This window comes from Cupriavidus sp. FW305-F7, from assembly GCF_058782875.1.
Window position 1 is genome coordinate 1 of the sequence record NZ_JBYSYC010000015.1, and the last position, 22,211, is coordinate 22,211.

General features: G+C 66.9%; 19 protein-coding genes. 12 read left to right on the plus strand and 7 right to left on the minus strand.

What is annotated here, in order from left to right; all coding sequences use genetic code 11:
• Positions 1-289: 289 nt before the first annotated feature.
• The gene (locus tag AC3WL8_RS15810) at positions 290-1,240 is read left to right on the plus strand and encodes a DUF3047 domain-containing protein (RefSeq protein WP_492378426.1); all 951 of its coding nucleotides are present in this window, start codon (positions 290-292) and stop codon (positions 1,238-1,240) included.
• A gap of 18 nt (positions 1,241-1,258) precedes the next feature.
• Here the strand turns inward: AC3WL8_RS15810 and AC3WL8_RS15815 are convergent, their stop codons facing one another.
• Positions 1,259-2,284: a DUF2891 domain-containing protein gene (locus tag AC3WL8_RS15815; RefSeq protein ID WP_013958099.1), complete on the minus strand. Its 1,026-nt coding sequence runs from the start codon at positions 2,282-2,284 to the stop codon at positions 1,259-1,261.
• 49 nt (positions 2,285-2,333) lie between these two features.
• On the minus strand, positions 2,334-3,527 hold the full coding sequence (locus AC3WL8_RS15820; RefSeq protein WP_013958098.1) for a M20 aminoacylase family protein: 1,194 nt from the start codon (positions 3,525-3,527) through the stop codon (positions 2,334-2,336).
• Positions 3,528-3,857: 330 nt separating this feature from the next.
• Here AC3WL8_RS15820 and AC3WL8_RS15825 point away from each other — a divergent pair, with 330 nt between their 5' ends.
• The 5 genes from AC3WL8_RS15825 (at position 3,858) to AC3WL8_RS15845 (ending at position 9,581) form a co-directional block, all read left to right on the plus strand.
• Entirely contained in the window at positions 3,858-5,444 is a 1,587-nt protein-coding gene (locus AC3WL8_RS15825) for an ABC transporter substrate-binding protein (RefSeq protein WP_013958097.1), read from the plus strand.
• Between the two features lie 153 nt (positions 5,445-5,597).
• Positions 5,598-6,575, plus strand: a complete 978-nt coding sequence (locus tag AC3WL8_RS15830; RefSeq protein ID WP_492378427.1) for an ABC transporter permease — start codon at positions 5,598-5,600, stop codon at positions 6,573-6,575.
• Positions 6,576-6,578: 3 nt separating this feature from the next.
• Positions 6,579-7,511, plus strand: a complete 933-nt coding sequence (locus AC3WL8_RS15835) for an ABC transporter permease (protein ID WP_013958095.1) — start codon at positions 6,579-6,581, stop codon at positions 7,509-7,511.
• 13 nt (positions 7,512-7,524) lie between these two features.
• The gene (locus AC3WL8_RS15840) at positions 7,525-8,523 is read left to right on the plus strand and encodes an ABC transporter ATP-binding protein (RefSeq protein WP_013958094.1); all 999 of its coding nucleotides are present in this window, start codon (positions 7,525-7,527) and stop codon (positions 8,521-8,523) included.
• A gap of 26 nt (positions 8,524-8,549) precedes the next feature.
• The gene (locus AC3WL8_RS15845; RefSeq protein ID WP_167540182.1) at positions 8,550-9,581 is read left to right on the plus strand and encodes an ABC transporter ATP-binding protein; all 1,032 of its coding nucleotides are present in this window, start codon (positions 8,550-8,552) and stop codon (positions 9,579-9,581) included.
• A 47-nt stretch (positions 9,582-9,628) separates the two neighbouring features.
• Here the strand turns inward: AC3WL8_RS15845 and AC3WL8_RS15850 are convergent, their stop codons facing one another.
• Positions 9,629-10,831, minus strand: coding sequence for an ABC transporter substrate-binding protein (locus tag AC3WL8_RS15850; RefSeq protein ID WP_211980332.1), 1,203 nt, complete (start codon positions 10,829-10,831; stop codon positions 9,629-9,631).
• A gap of 287 nt (positions 10,832-11,118) precedes the next feature.
• Between AC3WL8_RS15850 and AC3WL8_RS15855 the strand changes: the two genes are divergently transcribed.
• From AC3WL8_RS15855 to AC3WL8_RS15870, 4 genes are all read left to right on the plus strand, one after another.
• Positions 11,119-13,227 carry a molybdopterin-containing oxidoreductase family protein gene (locus tag AC3WL8_RS15855; RefSeq protein WP_211980331.1) on the plus strand — a complete coding sequence of 703 codons (2,109 nt, stop codon included), beginning with the start codon at positions 11,119-11,121 and terminating at the stop codon, positions 13,225-13,227.
• Positions 13,224-14,357, plus strand: coding sequence for an aminopeptidase (locus tag AC3WL8_RS15860; RefSeq protein ID WP_013958090.1), 1,134 nt, complete (start codon positions 13,224-13,226; stop codon positions 14,355-14,357). Before AC3WL8_RS15855 ends, AC3WL8_RS15860 begins: the two co-directional genes overlap by 4 nt.
• A gap of 32 nt (positions 14,358-14,389) precedes the next feature.
• Positions 14,390-15,052 (plus strand): TetR/AcrR family transcriptional regulator, encoded by a 663-nt coding sequence (locus AC3WL8_RS15865; protein WP_492378428.1) that lies wholly within the window; start codon positions 14,390-14,392, stop codon positions 15,050-15,052.
• Positions 15,053-15,241: 189 nt separating this feature from the next.
• The gene (locus AC3WL8_RS15870; RefSeq protein ID WP_211980329.1) at positions 15,242-16,924 is read left to right on the plus strand and encodes a long-chain fatty acid--CoA ligase; all 1,683 of its coding nucleotides are present in this window, start codon (positions 15,242-15,244) and stop codon (positions 16,922-16,924) included.
• 72 nt (positions 16,925-16,996) lie between these two features.
• Here the strand turns inward: AC3WL8_RS15870 and AC3WL8_RS15875 are convergent, their stop codons facing one another.
• The 4 genes from AC3WL8_RS15875 to AC3WL8_RS15890 form a co-directional block, all read right to left on the minus strand.
• Entirely contained in the window at positions 16,997-17,443 is a 447-nt protein-coding gene (locus AC3WL8_RS15875) for a hypothetical protein (RefSeq protein ID WP_211980328.1), read from the minus strand.
• Positions 17,440-17,943 carry a MarR family winged helix-turn-helix transcriptional regulator gene (locus tag AC3WL8_RS15880; RefSeq protein WP_013958086.1) on the minus strand — a complete coding sequence of 168 codons (504 nt, stop codon included), beginning with the start codon at positions 17,941-17,943 and terminating at the stop codon, positions 17,440-17,442. The genes AC3WL8_RS15875 and AC3WL8_RS15880 overlap by 4 nt, the downstream gene beginning before the upstream one ends.
• 130 nt (positions 17,944-18,073) lie before the next feature.
• The gene (locus tag AC3WL8_RS15885) at positions 18,074-19,075 is read right to left on the minus strand and encodes a tripartite tricarboxylate transporter substrate binding protein (protein WP_013958085.1); all 1,002 of its coding nucleotides are present in this window, start codon (positions 19,073-19,075) and stop codon (positions 18,074-18,076) included.
• A 184-nt stretch (positions 19,076-19,259) separates the two neighbouring features.
• The gene (locus tag AC3WL8_RS15890) at positions 19,260-20,399 is read right to left on the minus strand and encodes a porin (RefSeq protein ID WP_211980326.1); all 1,140 of its coding nucleotides are present in this window, start codon (positions 20,397-20,399) and stop codon (positions 19,260-19,262) included.
• Positions 20,400-20,735: 336 nt separating this feature from the next.
• Between AC3WL8_RS15890 and coq7 the strand changes: the two genes are divergently transcribed.
• Complete coding sequence (coq7, locus tag AC3WL8_RS15895; protein ID WP_211980325.1) at positions 20,736-21,359, plus strand: 2-polyprenyl-3-methyl-6-methoxy-1,4-benzoquinone monooxygenase; 624 nt, start codon at positions 20,736-20,738, stop codon at positions 21,357-21,359.
• Between the two features lie 419 nt (positions 21,360-21,778).
• Positions 21,779-22,207, plus strand: a complete 429-nt coding sequence (gene mraZ / locus AC3WL8_RS15900; RefSeq protein WP_013958082.1) for a division/cell wall cluster transcriptional repressor MraZ — start codon at positions 21,779-21,781, stop codon at positions 22,205-22,207.
• Positions 22,208-22,211 lie beyond the last annotated feature (4 nt).

Genomic DNA, 22,211 nt, shown 5'->3' on the forward strand with positions numbered 1-22,211 from the left:
TCATCGCCAGGCTCTTATACCGCAGAACCCCCAGCCCCAAAAGGCTGGGGGTTTTTGCTTTGGCGCGGCGAAAATGCCGTGGCCGGCGCAGGCATGCGCGTCCTCGTTGTTTTCATGCCGCAACGCGGGTCGCCGAGCATTCCGGGACTGCGCGCCTTCTGCTATGGTCGACACCCAAGTGCCCACATGCGGCACGAAGGCGGTTGCAACATGTGTTTGCAGCAAGTAGTGGGCAATAGCCGGACCCTTGCCAACAGAGCAGGTCCGGATTCGGGTTTCGAGGGGTTACATGACGGCCAAGGTGTTTCGGCTGGTTTTGACTGGCGCCGCCGGCGCGCTGCTGCTGGCAGGATGCGCATCCACTCCCCCTGTTTCCGCGGTTCATTCGGATGACACGGCCAATACGGCAGGCACTTCCGCGATCGATTGCCAGACGTTCGCCAGGCGCATGACCGCGTACGTGGCAGCGCAGACGGACCCGGCGCTGCCTGCGGTGTCGTCGCCCGACCCGCTGGCTGCCGCCAACACCAGTGCGGCGGAAGCCGAGGCGGGTGACGACGGCGAAGTCGCCGATGCCGCGCCGCCGCCGACCCTGGCCACGCTGCCGTTGTTCTCGGTCTCACCGCATCGCGGCCAGTTGCCGGTCGGCTGGCAGCCGTGGACCATCAACCGCAACAAGACGCCCACCCGTTATTCGATGGTAGAGGTCGACCAGCGCGTGGTCGTCCATGCGCAGGCCGAGAGCTCAGCCTCCGGCCTGTATGTCCCGCTGCGCGATCGCGATGCCGGCATGCTGCGCTGGACCTGGAAGACCAGCGGCATTATCCGCAACGCTGACAACAGCCACGGCCCGCGCGAGGATTCGCCGTTGCGCCTGTTTGTCGCCTTCGACGGCGACAAGGGTGTATTGTCCTTGAAAGACCAGCTGATGTACGAGATGGCGCGGCTGACCACCGGCCGCGAAATGCCCTACGCCACGCTGATGTATATCTGGGGCGGACGGCGCGCGGAAGGCTCAGTGGTGAAAAATCCGCACACTGACAGGGTGCGCATGATCGTGGTGGATAGCGGCATGAAGCACGCCAATGAGTGGCGTTGCCATGAGCGCGACCTGCGCGCCGACTACCGCAAGGCCTTCGGGACAGACCCCGGCCGGGTCATCGCCGTGGGCATCATGACCGATACCGACAACACCAAGAGCAAGGCCGAGTCCTGGTACGGCGACATCGCGCTGGACTGAAGGACGCTGACGGCGCCGTCAGCCGCCGATCGGCTCGGCCAGCGCGAGCACCGCGAACGAGGCCAGCCAGTGCGTCGACACATACTCGCCCTCGACCGCCTGCGGCAGCGACGCTTCGAGATGGTCCGACCAGGCCCGGATGGCCAGCGGCCGCAGCGGGTCGGGCAGGGCGGGCTCCAGCATGCGCCAGCACCAGGCGCGAGACAGATTGAGTCCGTCCAGGTGCGAGGTCTTGGGATCGCTGCGATTGGTCACTTCGACCGGCGTCAGCCAGTTGGCCAGTTCCACCTGCCCCGGCACGAACAACTCCCACCATTCTGAAAACGCGCAGCCGTCCATCACGGCGTGCATCAGCACGGCTTCGGTCAGCCCGCCGGACAGGAATTCATCGCCGCCGGGCTCATACCGCGCCGGGTATTTCTGATCATGTCCGAACCAGCGGTGGGCCCGCCGCACGATGGCGCGCCGCAAGGTGAGGTCCTGGTGCGTGCGTGCATAGGCCATGGCCATCACCAGGGCGAAGGCGCTGTTGTAATGGGTGCCGGTGCGCACCGGGAAAACCGCTGCATCCAGGAAATCCGCCAGTTGCCGTGACAGGTGCGATGCCAGCGGCGCGCACGCCTCGGCCCAGGTGGCTGCCTGGGCGTCCTGCCGCGCCAGCACCAGCAACTCCGCCTGCAGTTTCAGCATCCAGCCCCAGCCATAGGGGCGCTCGAAGGTGCGCGAATGGGGCCGCTGGAAGTAGGCCAGTTCGACCGCGATGTGCTCTGGGCGCAGCTGGGCATCCAGCGTTGCGCGGATGCGCGGCGCCTCCTCCAAGTCCGGCGACAGCGCCAGCAGCCGCACCAGCAACCAGTGCATGTGCACGCTGGAGTGCCAGTCGTAGCTGCCGCAGAAGACCGGATGCCAGGCCGCCGGTTCGGCCAGGTCACCGGCGCTGGCCATCATGTGGTCCAGCTTGTATGGATAGCGGCGCAGGATATTGTCCAGCGCCACGCGCGCGAAGCTGCGCGCTGTTTCGCGATCCAGCGCCAGGCGGCCCATCCGGATGCTCCCCTCTTGTTATCGTTGTGCTGTGCTCAGGTACGTAACGTCACGCAGGCGCCAGCCACTTTTCCACCAGCCGCACGAAGAACGTCGAGCCGACCGGCAGCAGTTCGTCGTTGAAATCGTAGCTCGGGTTGTGCAGCATGCAGGGCCCGATGCCATGGCCAGCGTCGCGATGGCCGCCGTCGCCGTTGCCCAGGAACAGGTAGCAGCCGGGCTTGTGCTGCAGCATGAACGAGAAATCCTCGGCGCCCATGGTGGGCTCGACATTGCTGTCGACGTTGTCCGGCCCGACCAGTTCGGCGGCGACCTCGGTGGCAAAGCCGGTCTCAGCCTCGCTGTTGACGGTCGGCGGATAGTTGCGGTGGAATTCGTACTCGATGGTGCAGTCGAACGCCGCCGCCACCGCGCGCGCCACTTCTTCCATGCGCCGTTCGATCAGGTCCAGCACCGGCACCGTGAACGTGCGCACCGTGCCGCCGATCCAGGCCTGGTCCGGCACGATATTTGTGGCGTCGCCGGCGTGGAACTGCGTGACCGAGATCACCGCGGTATCGATCGGGCGCTTGTTGCGCGTGATGATGCCCTGCAGCGCCGACACGATCTGCGCCGCGGTGAAGACCGGGTCGTTGCCATTGTTGGGCATGGCCGCATGCGCACCCTTGCCGCGCACCACGATGCGGAACTCGTTGCTCGATGCCATCAGCGGGCCTGCGCGCGTGCCGAACGTGCCGACCGGCATGCCCGGCCAGTTGTGCACGCCGAACACCGCGTCGCACGGAAAGCGCTCGAACAGGCCGTCCTTGATCATTTCACGGGCGCCGCCGCCGCCTTCCTCGGCCGGCTGGAAGATCAGGTGCACGGAGCCGTCGAAGGGCTTGTGCTGCGCCAGGTAGCGCGCCGCGCCGAGCAGCATGGCGGTGTGGCCGTCGTGGCCGCAGGCGTGCATCTTGCCGGAGTGCTGCGAGCGGTGATCAAAGGTGTTCGCTTCCTGCAGCGGCAGCGCGTCCATGTCGGCGCGCAGCCCGATGGTGCGCGGGCTGTTGCCGTTGCGGATCACGCCCACCAGGCCGGTGGTGCCCAGGCCGCGATGAACTTCGATGCCCCACGATTCCAGATTCTGCGCGACCACGTCGGCGGTGCGCTGTTCTTCGAAGCAGAGTTCCGGGTGGGCGTGGATGTCGCGCCGGATCGCACGGATTTCGGCTTGTGCCTGCAGGATTTCGGGAATGAGCTTCATGATGCCTGGCTGCCCTGGACGTTAGGGGCGTTAGCGTTGGATACCCCGATCATACGATGCCTCTCCGCAAAGCGCCAAAATGCGGCGATTTCCTGCGCGCTTGCCCGGTTGGCGCAGTGCAATATGCCAGCGCGGGTGGGTTTCCCCGCATTGCCGCGACATGCGCACTGCTGGAACAGTTCATGCTTGAAGTGCCCGGCCGGCAATTTCGTCGCTTTGTGATGCGCAAGCGCACCCCAAACCGCACCAAAACGCAGCGCCGCCGCGTGACCCGCGGCGCATTGCCGATCCTAAAACGTCTGCTTCACTTCCTACAGGGAGAATTGCGCGATGTCCCTTCGCACTTTCAAGAAGGCAATTGGTGTGGTGGCGGTAGCCGGGGCCCTTGGCCTGGCGCTTGCCGGCACCGCCCAGGCCGCGGACCTCAAACTGGCCATGAGTTCGCCGCCAACCTCGATGGATCCGCACTTCTACAACCTGTTCTCCAACATCAATGTTTCCGAGCATATCTTTGACTCGCTGACCAAGATGGACCCGGACAGCCGCATCATCCCGGGCCTCGCCGAGTCGTGGAAGCTGGTCAACAACCTCACCTGGGAATTCAAGATCCGCAAGGGCGTGAAGTTCCACGACGGCTCCGAGCTGACCGCGGAAGACGTGATCTGGTCGCTGGACCGCCCGGCCACCATCCAGAACAGCCCGGGCAAGTTCGATGTCTACACCAAGGCGATCGTCAACAAGAAGATCATCGACAAATACACCATCCAGCTGACCACCAACCAGCCCTATCCGCTGATGCTGAACGACCTCACGTCGATCTTCATCGTGCAGAAGAAGGCCACGCAGGGGCTGAGCTCGGATGACTTCGCGCAGGGCAAGGGCATGGTCGGCACCGGGCCGTTCAAGTTCGTCAGCTACGCCCGCGACGACCGGGTCGAGCTGGTGCGCAACAACGACTACTGGGGCGCCAAGCCGGCCTGGGACAAGGTCACCCTGCGCTTCATCCCCAATCCGGCGACGCGCCTGGCGGCGCTACTGTCGGGCGACGTGCAGGCCATCGAGAACGTGCCCACGCCTGACCTGCCGAAGGTGCGCCAGGATCCCAAGCTGTCGTTCTTCTCCAAGATCTCGCACCGCGTGATCTACCTGTATTTCGATGCCAAGCGCGACAAGTCGCCCTACGTCACCACCAAGGAAGGCGCACCGCTGGACAAGAACCCGCTGAAGGACGCGCGCGTGCGCAATGCCATCAGCATGGCGATCAACCGGCAGGGCATCAAGGACCGCCTGATGGAAGGCCTGTCCGAGCCGACCAACAACCTGGTGCCGCCGACGCTGTTCGGCTACAACCCCAACCTGAAGACGGTCAAGTACGATCCCGAGGCCGCCAAGAAGCTGCTGGCCGATGCCGGCTTCCCGAACGGCTTCGGCGTGACGCTGCATACGCCCAACAACCGCTACGTCAACGACGAGAAGATCGCGCAGACGATTGCGCAGAACCTGACCCGCATCGGCATCGCCACCAAGGTCGAAGGCATGCCGATGGCGACGTACTCGTCCAAGGGCATCAAGCACGAGTGGTCGTTCGGGCTGCTGGGCTGGGGCGCGCAGACCGGCGAGGTCAGCTCGCCGCTGCGCGCGCTGCTGGCGTGCGAGGACAGCAAGAAGGGTTTCGGCACCACCAACTGGGGCGAGTACTGCAACCCCAAGATGGACGTGGTGCTGGAGAAGGCGCTGTCCACCGTGGATGACAAGGAGCGCTCCAAGCTGCTGCAGGAGGCCACCGCAATCGCGATCAACGATGGCGGTATCGTCCCGATCCACCAGCAGGTGACCACCTGGGCCACGCAAAAGGGCATCGTCTACGTGCCGCGTACCGACGAGCGCACCTACGCGCACAACTTCAAGCCCCAGTAAGCTCCGGTCAGCTCAGACAGGAGCCTCGGCCCGCGGATTGTCTGCTGGCCGAGTTTGCGGTGCCGCGCATGGCTGCCGCGCCACACCCGGGAAGCGCCACGGCGCGGCCCGGGCGTGGCGTGCATTCGCGCGCGAAAGGATAGTGGTTCGATTATGCTGGTCTTTATCATCCGGCGCCTGATGCAGAGCGTGGTCGTGCTCTTCGTCATGTCGCTGCTGGTTTTCCTCGGCGTCTTTGCCATCGGCAATCCCGTCGACATCCTGATCAACCCGCAGGCCGACCAGGAGGACATCAAGCGCACCATCGCGGCGCTGGGCCTGGACAAGCCGCTGTGGGAGCAGTACTGGGTGTTCCTGCAGAATGCGCTGCAAGGTAACCTGGGCACCTCGTTCGCGCACGGCACGCCAGCGCTCAAGCTGATCTTCGAGCGCATGCCCGCCACCATGGAGCTGGCCGTCTGCGCGATCCTGCTGGCGATCGTGCTTGGCATCCCGCTGGGCCTGTGGGCCGGGCTGCGGCCCAAGGGCATCGCCGGCAAGTCGATCATGGCGGTATCGATCCTGGGCTTCTCGCTGCCCACCTTCTGGGTCGGGCTGATGCTGATCATGGTGTTCGCGGTGCAGCTCGGCTGGCTGCCCTCCAACGGACGCGGCGAGACCGTGCGCGTGCTCGGCATCCCGCTCAGCTTCCTGACCGCCGACGGCATCCGCCACCTGATCTTGCCGGCGGTGACGCTGTCGCTCTTGAATATCGCCATGGTGATCCGGCTCACGCGCGCCGGCACGCAGGAGGCGATGATGCAGGACTACGTCAAGTTCGCGCGCGCCAAGGGCCTGTCGAACACGCGCATCGTCGGCGTGCATGTGCTGAAGAACATCCTGATCCCGATTGTCACGGTGATCGCGCTGCAGTTCGGCTCGATCATCGCCTTTGCGATCGTGACCGAGACCATCTTCGCTTGGCCCGGCATGGGCAAGCTCATCATCGACTCGATCCAGTTGCTGGACCGGCCGGTGATCGTCGCCTACCTGATGGTGATCGTGACGCTGTTTATCCTGATCAACCTGGTGGTGGACATCATCTACAGCATGCTCGATCCGCGCGTGCGCATTGCCGACAACAAGGGCTGAGCCATGAGTGCCGTATCTGCCGAACAAGAGGACAAGACGCCGCCGCCCGCCGCGGCGCGCGAACAATCGCCGTGGCGGCGCTTTGCCGCGGAGTTCTTCTCCAGCAAGATTGCCGTGGCCGGACTGGCCACGCTGGTCATCATCATCCTGATCGCCATCTTCGCGCCGTGGCTGGCGCCGCAGAACCCCTATGACCTGGCGACGCTGGACGTGCTCGACGCGCGCCTGGCGCCGGGCGAGCAGGCCGGCAACGGCATGACCTTCCTGCTGGGTTCGGACGAGCAGGGCCGCGACATCCTGTCGGCGGTGATGTACGGTCTGCGCATCAGCATCGGCGTAGGCGTGGTCAGCACCGTGATCGCGCTGCTGCTGGGGGCCACGCTCGGCCTGCTGGCCGGCTTCCTGGGCGGGCGCACCGAGGCCGTCATCATGCGCGTGGCCGACCTGCAGCTGTCGTTCCCGCCGATCCTGCTGGCGCTGATCCTGCTGGCTTTCCTGCGCCCGGGCCTGGGCAATATCGTGATTGCGCTGGTGGCGGTGCAGTGGGCCTACTACGCCCGCACCACGCGCAGCGCCGCGCTGGTGGAGCGGCGCAAGGAATATATCGAGGCCGCCACCTGCCTGGGCCTGCCGCCGATGCGCATCATGTTCCGCCACCTGCTGCCCAACTGCCTGCCGCCGCTGATCGTGATCGCGGCGCTGCAGGTGGCTTCGGCCATCACGCTGGAAGCGACGCTGTCCTTCCTCGGGCTGGGCGTGCCGGTCACCGAGCCCTCGCTGGGCTCGCTGATCTCCAACGGCCAGCAGTACATGCTGTCGGGCAAGTACTGGATCAGCTTCTTCCCGGGCATCGCGCTGGTGGTCACCATCGTGGCGATGAACCTGGTGGCCGACCAGCTGCGCGATGTCCTCAACCCGCGCCTGCAGACGCAATAACCAGGAGCGGAACATGGCACAACCGACGTTGGTGGTTGAACACCTGAAGACGCAATTCCACACGCGCGGCGGCATCGCCAAGGCCGTCGACGACGTGTCCTTCACCGTGGGCCGCGGCGAGATCATGGGGCTGGTGGGCGAGTCCGGCTCGGGCAAGTCCATGACCGGGTATTCGATCATGGGCCTGATCGACCCGCCCGGGAAGATCGTCGACGGCCGCATCGCGCTGACCAGCCGCGACGGCATCACCCGCGACCTGCGCGCGCTCACGCCGGCGCAGCAGCGCGACGTGCGCGGCAACCGCATCGCGATGATCTTCCAGGACCCGATGATGACGCTGAACCCGGTCCTGCGCATCGACACGCAGATGATCGAGGCGGTGCTGGCCCATGAGAAGGTGGGCAAGGCGGTGGCGCGCGAACGCGCGCGCAATGCGCTGGCGCGGGTCGGCATCCCGTCGCCGGACGAGCGCCTGCAGGCCTATCCGCACCAGTTCTCGGGCGGCATGCGCCAGCGCGTGGCGATCGCGATCGCGCTGCTGAACAAGCCCGACCTGATCATTGCCGACGAACCGACCACCGCGCTGGACGTCACCATCCAGGGCCAGATCCTGTACGAGATGCAGACCCTGTGCCGCGAATCGGGCACGGCGCTGATCTGGATCACGCACGACCTGTCGGTGGTGGCGGGGCTGGCCGATACCGTGTGCGTGATGTACGCCGGCAAGATCGTCGAGGCCGGCGACGTGCGCCAGGTGCTGGAGCACCCTGAGCACCCGTACACCCACGGGCTGATCAGCTCGGCGCCGTCGCGCAATCCGCGCGGCGCGCCGCTGCGGCAGATCCCGGGCATGACGCCGTCGCTGCTGAACCTGCCGGGCGGCTGTGCCTTCCGTGAGCGCTGCCCCTACGCCACCGCTGCCTGCAAGACCGAGCCGCCGCTGGAGACCGCCGCCGACGGCCGCCGCCTGCGCTGCTTCCATCCGGTGCTGGCCAACCAGGAGGCGGCATGAGCGCAACTGAACTGCAATCCCGACCGATGACGAATCCTGCCGCTGAAGAGGGGGCCACGCCGAGCGCGCCGATCTTGGAGCTGCGCGGCGTGTCCAAGCGCTTCGTCAAGTCGCTCGACGCCGCGGCGCGCATCGCCAACCTGTTCGGCGCCCATGCGCATGACGAGGTGGTGCACGCGGTCGACCGCGTCGACCTGAGCATCCGTGCCGGTGAGGTGGTGGGCCTGGTGGGCGAGTCCGGCTGCGGCAAGTCCACGCTGGGCCGCATGGCTGTAGGCCTGCACTCACTGACCGAGGGCGAGCGTTTCTGGCGCGGCACCAACCTCGACCACCTGCCGCCCGACAAGCGCCGCGAGAAGCAGCTGGCGATCCAGATGATCTTCCAGGACCCGTATGCCTCGCTCAATCCGCGGCTGCGCGTGCTGGATATCGTCGGCGAGGCGCCGGTGGTGCACGGCATGGTCGAGCGCGGCGCGCAGAAGGGCTATGTGGAAGACATGCTGGTGCGCGTGGGCATGGACCCGACCGTGCTGCGGCGCTTTCCGCACCAGTTCTCCGGAGGGCAGCGCGCGCGCATCGGCATTGCCCGGGCGCTGGCGGTGAAGCCCGAGTTCCTGGTGTGCGACGAGTCGGTGGCGGCGCTGGACGTGTCGATCCAGGCCCAGGTGCTGAACCTGTTCATGCGCCTGCGCGAAGACCTGAACCTGACCTACCTGTTCATCAGCCACGACCTGGGCGTGGTCAAGCACATCAGCGACCGCGTGGTGATCATGTACCTGGGGCGGGTGGTCGAATCCGCGCCGACCGAAGACGTGTTCGCCGCGCCCAACCATCCCTATACCCAGGCACTGCTGGCCGAGGCGCCCAAGCTGGAGGTGGCCCGCAAGACCTATGTCGCGATCCGCGGCGAGATCCCGTCGCCGCTGAACCCGCCGCCGGGCTGCCATTTCCACCCGCGCTGCCCGCATGCGATGCCGCGTTGCCGGGAAGAGCAGCCGCTGCTGAAGGAGATTGCGCCGATGCGATTCTCGGCGTGTCACCTGAACGACATGGAGTAGGGCCTGGTTTTCTCCTCCCTCGCGCAGGGAGGAGAAAACCCGGAGTCTCAGCGGATCACCTGGCCCTTCGAATTGATGATCGTCATCTCCACGAATTTCGAGCCCACGTGGTTCTCCGGCGTGAAGTTGACGATAAACCCGCCGAGGTCATAGCTGCGCATTGACTCCAGCGCGGTCACCAGCTTCTCGCGCGTCAGGTCCTTGCCGGCGCGGCGCAGGCCTTCGGTGAAGGCCTTGGCGGCGATAAAGCCTTCGATGCTGGCGTAGTCGAATTCGCTGGGCTTGCCGGCGGCCTGCAGCATGCGCAGGTACTCCCGCACGATCGGCAGCGTGGCGTTGCCCGGGTGCGGCATCACCTGCGAGATGATCACGCCGCTGCCCTGCGCGCCGACCTCGTTGGCCAGCGCCTGCGTGCCGACGAAGGAGACGTTGTAGAACTGGCCGTTGTAGCCGCGGCGCAGCGCTTCCTTCACGAAGGCGCCGGCGGTGCGGTAGGCGCTGATCATCACCACGGCGTCGGGCCTGGTCTTCATCGAGCCCTGTATGGCGTCGCCGATTTCCGTGGTATTGCGGATCACGGGCTCGCGCGCGACGATCTGTACGCCGCTGTCGGGCGCGGCCTTGAGCGCGCGCTCCAGACCTTCCAGTCCGGCCTTGCCGTAGGCGTCCTCGTTGTAGACCACGGCCACGCGCCTGAGGCCGGTGGTCTGGATCTGGCGCAGGATGGCCGCGGTTTCCTCGTTGTAGCCGGCGCGCACGTGGAAGACGTAGCGGCTGCGCGGCTCGCGCAGCGACTGCGCCCCGGTGTACGGGCCGAAGAACGGCACCTTGGCCTGGGTTGCCAGCGGCAGCGCGGCCTGGCTGGTGGGCGTGCCGACATAGCCGAAGAGGGCGAAGACGCGGTCTTCCTCGATCAGCTTCTTTGTGTTCCTGGCGGCGGGCTCGGGCTCGTAGTAGTCGTCCAGCGCCTCCAGCCGGATCTTGCGGCCGTAGATGCCGCCCTGCTGGTTGATGTGGTCGAAATACAGCCGCGCGCCCGAGTTCATCTGCTTGCCGAGCACGGCGGTCGGGCCGGTCAGGGCGGCGGACTGGCCCAGCAGGATGGTGTCGGCAGTGACGCCGTTTTCGGATGTGTCGGCGGTGCCCGCCGTGTTGGCTGCGAAGGCAGCGCAGGATGCGCCACCCGTGCCGATGGCGCACGCCACCAGCAGGCCGGCAAGCCGGCCATTGACCCCCGATCGGAAAGACATAAACCCCCCGCGAAATGTGGTTCGGTTACCCGTTGGCCGCGTCAGCCGGTCTCTCGCCGGCGAATTGCTCACGTCGTGCGGCATGGTGCGCGTACTGGTCTGTGCCGGCAGCGCGCCGGCACATCATAATCGAATACAATCGGATCGAGATACTCCCCGCCATCACCCCGCACGGCCGGGAAAGCGCCGCCCGCCGGCGCGGCTCGGGCGCCGCAACCCGCCGCCTGCGCCGGCATCTCCAGTTCCGTACGACCGAACGAAAACAACACACCCCGCCCGGAGACCCCATGGCTTCCCGCATCGTCCGCGCCGCCTGTCCGCATGACTGCCCCGACACTTGTGCCTTGCTCGTTACCGTCGAGGACGGCCGTGCCGTCAAGGTAGCGGGCGATCCCGACCATCCCGGCACGCAGGGCGTGCTGTGCACCAAGGTGTCGCGCTACACCGAGCGCACCTACCACCCGGACCGGCTGCTGACGCCGATGAAGCGCATCGGCAGGAAGGGCGAAGGCAAGTTCGCGCCGATCTCCTGGGAGGAGGCGCTGGACACCATCGCCACGCGCCTGCAGGCGATTGCGGCGCGCGATCCGCAGGCGATCGTGCCGTACAGCTATGCCGGCACCATGGGGCTGGTGCAGGGCGAGAGCATGGCCGCGCGCTTCTTCAACAAGCTGGGCGCGTCGCGGCTGGACCGCACCATCTGCGCCAGCGCCGGCGCCACCGCGCTGCGCTACACCTACGGCGCCAGCGTGGGCATGGACATGGAGCACGTGGTCGATGCCAGGCTGGTGATCATCTGGGGCGGCAACCCGATTGCTTCCAACCTGCATTTCTGGACCCGCGCGCAGGAAGCCAAGCGGCGCGGCGCCACGCTGGTGGCGATCGATCCGTACCGCTCGCTGAGCGCCGAGAAGTGCCACCGCCACATCGCCCCGATGCCCGGCACCGACGGCGCGCTGGCGCTGGCGCTGATCCATGTGCTGATCCGCGACGACCTGCTCGACCACGACTACATCGAACGCCACACCGTCGGCTTCGAGGCGCTGCGCGAGCGCGCGCAGGCCTACACTCCGGCACGCGCGGCCGAAATCTGCGGCATCCCGGCCGAGGACATCGAATGGCTGGCCGGCCTCTACGGCCAGCTGGCGGTGCGCGAGCGCCAGCCGGTGGCAATCCGCCTGAACTACGGCATGCAGCGCGTGCACGGCGGCGGCCAGGCGGTGCGCGCGGTGGCGTGCCTGCCGTCGCTGGTGGGCGCCTGGCGCCAGCCCGCGGGCGGGCTGCAGCTGTCGACCTCGGGCTTCTTCCCGATCGACGAAGCCGCGCTGCAGCGCCCCGACCTGCTGCCTGGCTGGCCGCAGACGCTGCCGCGCATCGTCAACATGAGCACCATCGGCGACGCGCTGCTGGCCGAGCCGGCACCCGGCGCGCCGCGCATCGAGGCCGTGGTGGTCTACAACAGCAACCCGGTCGCGGTGGCGCCGGAATCCGGCAAGGTCGCCGCGGGCTTTGCGCGCGAGGACCTGTTCACGGTGGTGCTGGAGCATTTCCGCACCGACACCGCCGACTATGCCGACATCCTGCTGCCGGCGACCACGCAGCTTGAGCACACCGACGTGCACAAGGCCTACGGCCATACCTATTTCCTGGCCAACAACGCCGCCATCGCGCCGATGGGCGAGGCCCTGCCCAATACCGAGATCTTCCGCCGGCTGGCGCAGCGCCTGGGCTTCACCGAGGCATGCTTTGCCGACAGCGACGAGGCCATCGCCGCGCAGGCCATCATTCCGGGCGATGCGCGCGCGGCCGGCATCAGCTGGGAATCATTGAAGGAGCAGGGCTGGCAGAAGCTGGCGCTGCCGGCGGCGCCGTTCGCCGAGGGTGGCTTCCCGACCGCATCGGGCAAGTGCCAGTTCTATTCGGAGCCGATGGCGCGCGATGGCTTCGACCCGCTGCCTGACTACGTGCCGCAGTACGAGGCGCCGCTGACCGCGCCCGAGCTGGCGGCGCGCTATCCGCTGGCGATGATCTCGCCGCCGGCGCGCAACTTCCTCAACAGCTCCTTCGTCAACGTCGACAGCCTGCGCGCCACCGAGGGCGAGCCGCACCTGGACATCCACCCGGCCGACGCCGCCGAGCGCGGCATCGTGCACGGCGCCATGGTGCGCGTCTTCAACGACCGCGGCAGCATGGTGGCGCGCGCCCGCGTCACCGACCGCGCCCGGCGCGGGCTGGTGGTGGGCCTGTCGATCTGGTGGAAGAAGCTGGCTTCGGACGGCAAGAACGCCAACGAGCTGACCAGCCAGCGCCTGACCGACCTGGGCCGCGCGCCGGTGTTCTATGACTGCCTGGTGCAGGTCGAGGCCTGCACGCAAGGGGCAGTCCTGCCTGCATGACGCCGCAGCCTGGCCGCCGGCGCTGGGCGGCACTCCTGGCGGCGACCGGCCTCACCGCGGTGGTCCTGGTGACGGCCGGGTGCGAGGCCGTCGGCTACTACGCGCAGTCGATCGGCGGCCACCTGGGCGTGATGGCCCAGGCACAGCCGCTGACCGACGCCATCGCCAGCGCGCGCGACGCCAACGATGCGCGCCTGGCGCAGCGGCTGGCGCTGGCCGGCCGCATGCGCGACTTTGCCTCGCGCGAACTGAAGCTGCCCGAGAACGGGAGCTACCGCCGCTACGCCAACCTGCACCGGCCCTATGTGGTGTGGAGCGTGTTCGCCACGCCCGAGCTGTCGATGGAGCTGCGCAAGTGGTGCTTCCCCATCGTCGGCTGCATCAGCTACCGCGGCTACTACGCCCAGTCCGATGCCGAGCAGTATGCGCAGGGATTGCGCCGCGACGGGCTGGAGACGTACGTGGCCGGCATCCCCGCCTATTCGACGCTGGGCTATTTCGACGACCCGCTGCTCAATACCTTCGTCTACCTGCCCGAGGGCGAACTGGCGCGGCTGATCTTCCACGAGTTGGCGCACCAGGTGGTGTACGTGCGCAACGACACCGCCTTCAACGAGTCCTTCGCCACCGCAGTGGAAGCCGCGGGCGTGGAGCGCTGGCTGTCCGAGGATGCGTCGGAGGACGCGCGCGCCAGCTATCGGCAGTACGATGCCCGGCGCCAGCAGTTCCGCGCGCTGTTGCTGGGCACGCGCGACCGGCTGGTGGCGCTGTACCAGACCCCGCTCGATGATGACGCCAAGCGCGAGGGCAAGGCCAGAATCTTCGCCGACCTGCGCACCGAGTACGCGCGGCTGCGCACGGAGTGGGGCGGCTTCAGCGGCTATGACCGCTGGTTCGACCAGCCGCTGACCAACGCCCATCTGGCCGCGGTGGCCACCTACCAGCAGTGGGTGCCGGCCTTCACCGCGTTGCTGGCGCGGTGCAACGGCGACTGGCAGCGGTTCTATGACGAGGCCGCCCGTATCGGCGCGCTGCCCGCCGCCGAGCGCGAGGCCGCGCTGCAGCGGCTGGCGCCGCCGGCCACGCGCACCGGCACGCTGACCGCGGGCGGCAAGACGGCGGCCAACTAAGCTGCCGCGTCCCGCCGTGCGAGAATTGCATCATGTCGATTGCACCCAGATCCGCACCGCTGAAGCCGCCGTTGAGCGCACCGCCAGAGCCGCAGCCGGCCCGCCCGCATATCGCCGAGCGCCAGGAGGCCCGCCGCCGCCAGATCCTGGATACCGCCGCGCAGCTCTTCTACAGCAAGGGCTATCCCGGCATGACCATGAACGACCTGTGCCGCGCGCTGGGCGTGACCAAGCCGGCGGTCTACTACTACTTTGCTGACAAGTACGAGATCTTCGACATCCTGTGCCGCGAGTCGGCCCAGACCTGCCTGCCCGTGATCCGCGAGACCGCGGACCCGGCGCTGCCGGTGCGCGAGCGCCTGCAGGCCTGCCTGCTCGAGATGGCGCGGCGCTGCGTTGCCTGCCATGTGCCGGCCACGCTGAGCTTTCGCGACAACCAGTACCTGCGCCCCGACACCGTGGCGTGGCTCGACAGCATGGCGCGGGACTTCTATCGCGACCTCTATGCGCTGCTGGAAGAGGGCAGGCGCGATGGCGTGTTCGCCTTCGGCGACGCGCGCGTGACGGCGCATGCGATCGGCAGCGTGGTGGGCTTCCTGTACACCTGGCATGAACCCGGGCGCATGGACCCGGAGACACTGGCGCAGGAGCTTGCCGCCAGCATGATGAAGCTGGCGCTGCCCAGCGGCGGGTGAGTGCGGATTTGCCTCACTAGGGGTTATCCCGCTACTTGCGCCCGATCGGTGGCGCATAATGCCCGTCAGGGGCACCAAGGGCTGTCCGGTGACCCCGAGGACTTCGTCTAAGTTGTTGTTTTAACCGGGGCGCACGTTTAGCATCTCGGCAAAATCGAACGACCATTCAGAAATTCAGGAGACGGTGCTATGGAAAGAATTTGGCTGAAACACTACCCGGCCGGCGTTCCCGCCGAGATCGATGCCAGCCAGTTCCGCTCGCTTGCCGCGCTGCTCGAGGCGTCTTTCCGCACCTATGCCGACCGCAAGGCCTTCATCTGCATGGACAAGGCCATCACCTACGGCGAACTGGACCAGCTCTCGGCCCACTTTGCCGCGTGGCTGCAGTCGCGCGGGCTGCGCCCCGGCGCACGCGTGGCGATCATGATGCCGAACGTGCTGCAGTACCCGGTGGTGCTGGCGGCGGTGCTGCGCGCGGGTTTCGTGGTGGTCAACGTCAACCCGCTCTACACTCCGCGCGAACTCGAGCACCAGCTCAAGGACAGCGGCGCCGAGGCCATCGTGATCCTGGAGAACTTTGCCTCGACGCTGCAGCAGGTGCTGGCCAAGACCCCGGTCAAGCATGTGGTGGTGGCCAGCATGGGTGACATGCTCGGCGGCCTGAAGGGCGCGATCGTCAATTTCGTGGTGCGCAACGTCAAGAAGATGGTGCCGGCGTGGGAGCTGCCCAACTGCGTGCGCTTCAACAGCGTGCTGGCCGAAGGGCGCAAGCTGACGCTGCAGCCGGCCACCACGGGGCCGGAGGACGTTGCCTTCCTGCAGTACACGGGCGGCACCACCGGTGTATCCAAGGGCGCGGTGCTGCTGCACCGTAACGTGGTGGCCAACGTGCTGCAGTCCGAGGCGTGGATGCAGCCGGCGCTGGACAAGGGCGCCCATATCGACCAGCCCATCACCATCACCGCGCTGCCGCTGTACCACATCTTCGCGCTGACGGTCTGCTGCCTGCTGGGCATGCGCAGCGGCGGCACCAGCGTGCTGATCCCGAATCCGCGCGACATCCCGGGCTTCATCAAGGAACTGCAGAAGTACAGGTTCAACATGTTCCCAGCGGTCAACACGCTGTACAACGCGCTGCTCAACAACCCGGAAATCAGCAAGGTCGATTTCTCCGGCCTGCGCGTGGCCAACGGCGGCGGCATGGCGGTGCAGGAGGCGGTGGCCAAGCAGTGGCTGGCCAAGACCGGCTGCCCGATCATCGAAGGCTACGGCCTGTCCGAGACCTCGCCCTCGGCCACCTGCAACCCGACCGACACCAACGTGTTCTCCGGCACCATCGGCATGCCGCTGCCCTCGACCGAAGTGGTGATCCGCGACGACGACGGCAAGGACGTGCCGCTCGGCCAGCCGGGCGAGATCTGCATCCGCGGCCCGCAGGTGATGGCCGGCTACTGGAACCGCCCGGACGAGACCGCCAAGGTCATGACCCCGGACGGCTTCTTCAAGACCGGCGACATCGGGGTGATGGACGAGCGCGGCTACACCAAGATCGTCGACCGCAAGAAGGACATGATCCTGGTGTCGGGCTTCAACGTGTATCCGAACGAGGTCGAAGGCGTGGTCGCCGAGTGCCCGGGCGTGCTGGAAGTGGCGGCCGTGGGCGTCCCCGACACGCACTCGGGCGAGGTGGTCAAGCTGTTCGTGGTGAAGAAGGATCCGGGGCTGACCGAGGCCGATGTGATCGAGTTCTGCAAGGAACGCCTGACCGGCTACAAGCGGCCCAAGTACGTCGAGTTCCGCACCGAGCTGCCCAAGACCAACGTCGGCAAGATCCTGCGCCGCGAACTGCGCGACAGCCGCAAGGCCGCCTGAGCGGCAGCCGCTGCAAACGACAACGGCCTCCCGAGTGGAGGCCGTTGTGCTTTCAGGCCGCGTTGCGGCGGCTCAGCACTCGTTCGATGGCGCCAGGCGGGCTTCCTGGCTGCCGTCGGGGTAGATCACCCGCACGCACGCGCCAGGCTCCAGCCCCGGCGCCGCCGGCGCGTTGGCCGATACGATCGCGCCGTCCATAGTTCGCACCTTGTACTGGAACAGGTCGACCTGCTGCACCGGTGCGGGCTTGCTGAACAGCCGGCTCAGGTCGAAGGCAAAGCCCACGCCCACCCCGCCACCCCCGCCGCCACCCGCGGCGCCCACGCCGACGCTGGTGCCGCCGCCGTAGTACGGGGGCACCTGGGCCACGTCCAGGCGGGTCAGGAACGTCTTCTCGGTGACGCGGCCAAGCTTGATGGTGGCGTTCACCGGCGTGACCTGCGGCGGCGGCGGCGTGCTGCTGCAGGCGGCCAGCGCCGGCAGCAGGCCGCACAGGACAAGGTAGAGCAGGGTCTTCATGGCGAGATCAGGCCGGTCTTGAGCCGGCCAAGCAGTCGGAACAGGGCGCGCCGGTCGGTCTCGGCCAGGCCGGAGAACAGTTGCTCGATCCAGTCCTCATGCGCGCGCGCCATGCGCGAGAACGCGGCGCGCCCGGCCGGGGTCAGGCGGATCAGGTAGGCACGGCGGTCAGTGGGCAGGGCCTCGCGCGAGACCAGGCCTTCCTGCTGCAGCTGGTCGGTGATGCCGGTGACGTTGCCACCTGTCACCATCATGCGGCGCGACAGCTCGCCCATCTTCAGGCCTTCAGGGTGGCGGTCGAGCTGTGCCATCAGGTCGAAGCGCGGCAGGGTGCAGGCAAAATCCTGGCGCAGCCGCGAACGGATATCGCCCTCGATCAGGGTGGTGCAGGTCAACAGCCGCAACCACAGCCGCAGGGCTTCGTGCTCGGTCTGGTCGGCGCGGGTTTCAAGGTCGACCGGCGCGCTTTCGGCGCCGGCGGCAGGGGACGGGTTTGGCATCTTCAGTGCATCGGTGCGCAGGGGTGCGGCCGCAGCCGCCAGGGGCCGCCCACGGGGCGGGCAGCCGACATTTGATGCCTCAAGTATATGCGCGATACGGGCCGCCGCCCTGCCGGCGATCAAATCGGCGTCAATCCACCTTGGCGCCGGAATCCTTGACCACCTTGGCCCACTTGGCGGTTTCGGCGCGGATGAACGCGGCGAACTGCTCCGGGGTGTTGCCGACAGGCTCGGCGCCCTGCGCCTGCAGGCGTTCGCGCACGGCCGGGGCATTCAGCGCCTTGGCCACTTCCTGCTGGATGCGGTGGATGACATCCGGCGGCGTGCCGGCCGGCGCCAGCATGCCGAACCAGGAGCTGGCTTCATACTGCGGCAGGCCCGCGGCCTGGGCTATGGTCGGCACGCCCGGCAGCGCCGGCGACGGCCTGGCGCTGGTCACCGCCAGCGCCTTGAGCTTGCCGCTCTTGATCAGCGCCATCGACGAAGGCAGGTTGTCGAACATCACCTGCACGGTGCCCCCGGCCAGGTCTGTCAGCGCCGGCCCGCTGCCCTTGTAGGGGAAGTGGACCATGAAGGTCCGGGTCTGCGTCTTGAACAGCTCCCCGGCCAGGTGGATCGAGGTGCCGTTGCCGCTGGAGGCCATGTTGATCTTGCCGGGGTTGGCGCGCGCGTAGGCGATCAGGTCCTTGACGCTGTCGATCTTGTTTTGCTGCGCAAACGCCGGATTCAGCACCAGCACGTTGGGCACGGCCGCCACCTCGGTGATCGGAGCGAAGTCCTTGATCGGGTCGAACGGCAGCTTGCCGTACAGCGACTGGTTGATGCCATGGGTGCCCACGGTGCCCATCAGCAGCGTGTAGCCATCCGGCGCGGCCTTGGCGACGAGGTCCGCGCCGATATTGCCGCCGGCGCCGGGCTTGTTGTCGACCACCACGTTCCAGCCCGGCAGCCTGGCCAGCTCCGCGGCCACGGCGCGGGCCAGGATGTCGGTGGTGCCGCCGGCGGCAAAGGGCACCACCAGCCGGATCGGCTTGGCCGGGTACGGGTCGGCGGCCAGCACCGACTGGCTGGCGAGCGCGGCAAGGCTGGCGGACAGCAGCAGCGCGACGGCGCGCCGGCGATTGGGTTGCATGCGTGAGTCTCCTGGTGTTGTCCGCTCGTGAGGTCGGTGGGGCGGCTACGGTAAGTGCATTCTAGTCCGCTGCCGGGGTGGCGCCGATGAGGTGATGCCCTATGGGAGTGGGGGGCGCGCCAATGAAAAAAGGCACCCGGAGGTGCCTTTGCAGACCGGCCTTGCGACCGGGATCGACAGGCGATCAGAACTTGTGGCGGATGCCCAGGGCGACGCCGACCATGTTGTCCTTGCCGGCACCCAGGAAGTAGCCGTTGGCGAAGCTGATGGCCGAGGTGTCGAAGTTCAGGCCGGCGTTCTTCGAATAGGCGGTGGTCAGGTAGAGGTCGGTGCGCTTGGACAGGTTGTAGTCGGCGATGAACGAAATCTGCCAGGGGTTCTTGATATTGTTGGTGGCGCCGGTGGCGGCCAGGTTCAGGTTCTTGACGTCGTCGTAGTAGTAAGCCAGCGTCAGGCCCAGCGCCGTCGTGACCTGGTAGTTGGCACCGACCCAGTAGTAGTTGTCCTTCAGGATCGTATTGTCATTCGGTGCCTTGTTCATGCCCCAGCGATAGCCGGCCATCAGCTTGGCCGGGCCGAAGGCATAGCTGGCGGCAACCGCGGCCTTCTTGAAGTCACCGGTGCCACCGGCGGCGTTCAGGGTCGGGTTGTACTGGTCATAGGCGGCGGTAATGCCGAACGGGCCGGCGGCCCACGCCAGGCCGGCACCGTAGCCGGTGTCGCGGCGGAACTGGCCGGGGACTTCGCCGCCGCCGGCAACGCCGTTACCGAACGACCAGTGCGCGACCGCGGTCACCGGGCCGAACTTGCCGGTGTACTTGGCAGTGTTGTCCGAGCGGAAGTTCAGGCCCAGTTGAGCGACCACCGGCTCGTACTGGGTGGCATAGCCGGCCGGCGAAAAGTTGGCCATCATGTCAAACAGCGAGGTGTACTGGCGACCGAAGGTCACGCGGCCGACCTGGTCGCTTTCCAGGCCGACGTAGGCTTGACGACCGAACAGGCGGCCACCTTGCTGCGATTTCCCGTCATCCAGCCCAAAACCGCTTTCAAGCACAAAGAGCGCCTTCAGGCCGCTGCCCAGGTCCTCGACGCCACGCAGGCCCCAGCGCGAGCCGGACAGGCCGCCGGAGGACATCCGGAACAGGTTGTGCGCTGCGCCCGGGAACGGGTTGGTGGGGCTGGCGTTGGTCGGGTTCGTCGTCGACATATTGCTGACGTATTCGAGGTTCGCATCGGCCACGCCGTACAGGGTCACGCTCGATTGGGCCTGCGCCGCCCCAGCAAATGCGCCAAGCGCTGCCAGCGCCAGAAGCGATTTCTTCATGCTCGTTGATCTCCACTGTAAGAATTATTGGTGACGGCCCGGGCGAACCTCCTGTTGGTCTCCATCCCCCGTGCGTCAAACTTCCTTGGAAGTTGCGAAGTACTGTAACAAACAACCCTTAATTCACTAGTCAGGCCAATCCCCCTTGTCTTCTTTTAACAACTCAGGGTTTCTGAGTAGCCAGGCGCATCAATGCAAGGCGGGATGCGGGTTGGCGCCGATTAGAGGCAAGCTACAATGCGGGTAATCCCGATGGCCCCTGCGCGTGCCGCGCCGCGGCCGCGCACCCCATGATGGCAGGGGCTGCCGGGAACGAAGACCAACTGCCTCTGCGACATGGACACCCTGATCAAAGAATTCGACGTGGCATTGCGCGCCATTGCCGGCGCCACGCGCACCGCGCGCACCAACCCGGCTGACCGGCTGGCACCGGACACCGAACAGATGAGCGCCGATGAACGCCGCCACGTGGCCGGGCTGATGCGCGTCAACCATGTCGGCGAGGTCTGCGCGCAGGCCCTGTACCAGGCCCAGAAGCTCACCGCCCGCAACGGCGCGGTGCGCGCGCAGATGGATGCCGCCGCGCGCGAAGAGGAAGACCACCTGGCCTGGTGCGCCGAGCGCCTGCGCGAACTGGGCTCGCGCCCGAGCCTGCTCAACCCGCTGTGGTACGCCGGCGCCTTCGCCATCGGCTGGGTGGCCGGCCGCGCCGGCGATCGTGTCAGCCTGGGCTTCGTCGCCGAGACCGAGCGCCAGGTCGAGCACCACTTGGGCGGGCACCTGGACCGCCTGCCCGAGGCCGACGGCCGCTCGCGCGCCATCCTCGAGCAGATGCGCGACGACGAGATCCGCCACGGCGATGCCGCGCGCGATGCCGGCGGGATCCCGTTGCCCGCCCCGGTGCGGGCACTGATGCGCGGCGCCTCGCGCGTGATGACCACCGCCGCCTACCGGATCTGAGCCGGCCCCTGCTTGCCCCTCGCTGGCCCTGGTTCCGGCGGGGCTGGCGGGCAATTGTTGTATCCTTTCTTCGCGCGACGGGGCAGGTCTCTCCCGTGCCGCCGGCAGTTCCTCCGCAAGTGGTTCTCAGGTGGTTTCTCGGCTTTCCTCCCTAAGATCTTCATTTCATTAAGGATTCACTTTTTCGGTGCGTGAAGTGTGCGCGCTAAGTCATTGTTCTGATTCAAAAAAACTCGTTTGCTGCCCTGCAACCAGCCTTGACCCGCCATATCGCTTCCTCTAAAGTGGGAAATAGTGTGAGGAAGTGTATTTTTGTGTGAAATTGGGCCCCGGCCGTGGGATGATGTCGCCATAGTCGGAACAGAAGGGATTCACGCGCATGCTGGCCGACAACCGGCCGGCATGGACCGGGAGCAAGCTTGTTTCAGGGAGCATCGGCACTCTCGCTGGATGCCAAGGGGCGGATGTCCATTCCGTCCCGGCACCGCGAGGCGCTGCAACAGCAGGCCGAAGGCCGGGTGACGCTGACCAAGCACCCGGATGGCTGCCTGTTGCTGTTTCCCCGGCCCGAGTGGGAAACCTTCCGCACGCGCATTGCAGCGCTGCCGATGGATGCGCACTGGTGGAAGCGCATCTTCCTGGGCAACGCCGCCGACGTGGAAATGGACGGCGCGGGCCGGGTGCTGATCGCCCCGGAACTGCGCAGTGCCGCCTTGCTCGACAAGGAAGTCATGCTGCTCGGCATGGGCAGCCATTTCGAAGTGTGGGATGCCGCGACCTACGCCGCCAAGGAACAGCAGGCGATGGCGCAGGGCATGCCCGAAGCATTGAAGAATTTCTCTTTCTGACGAG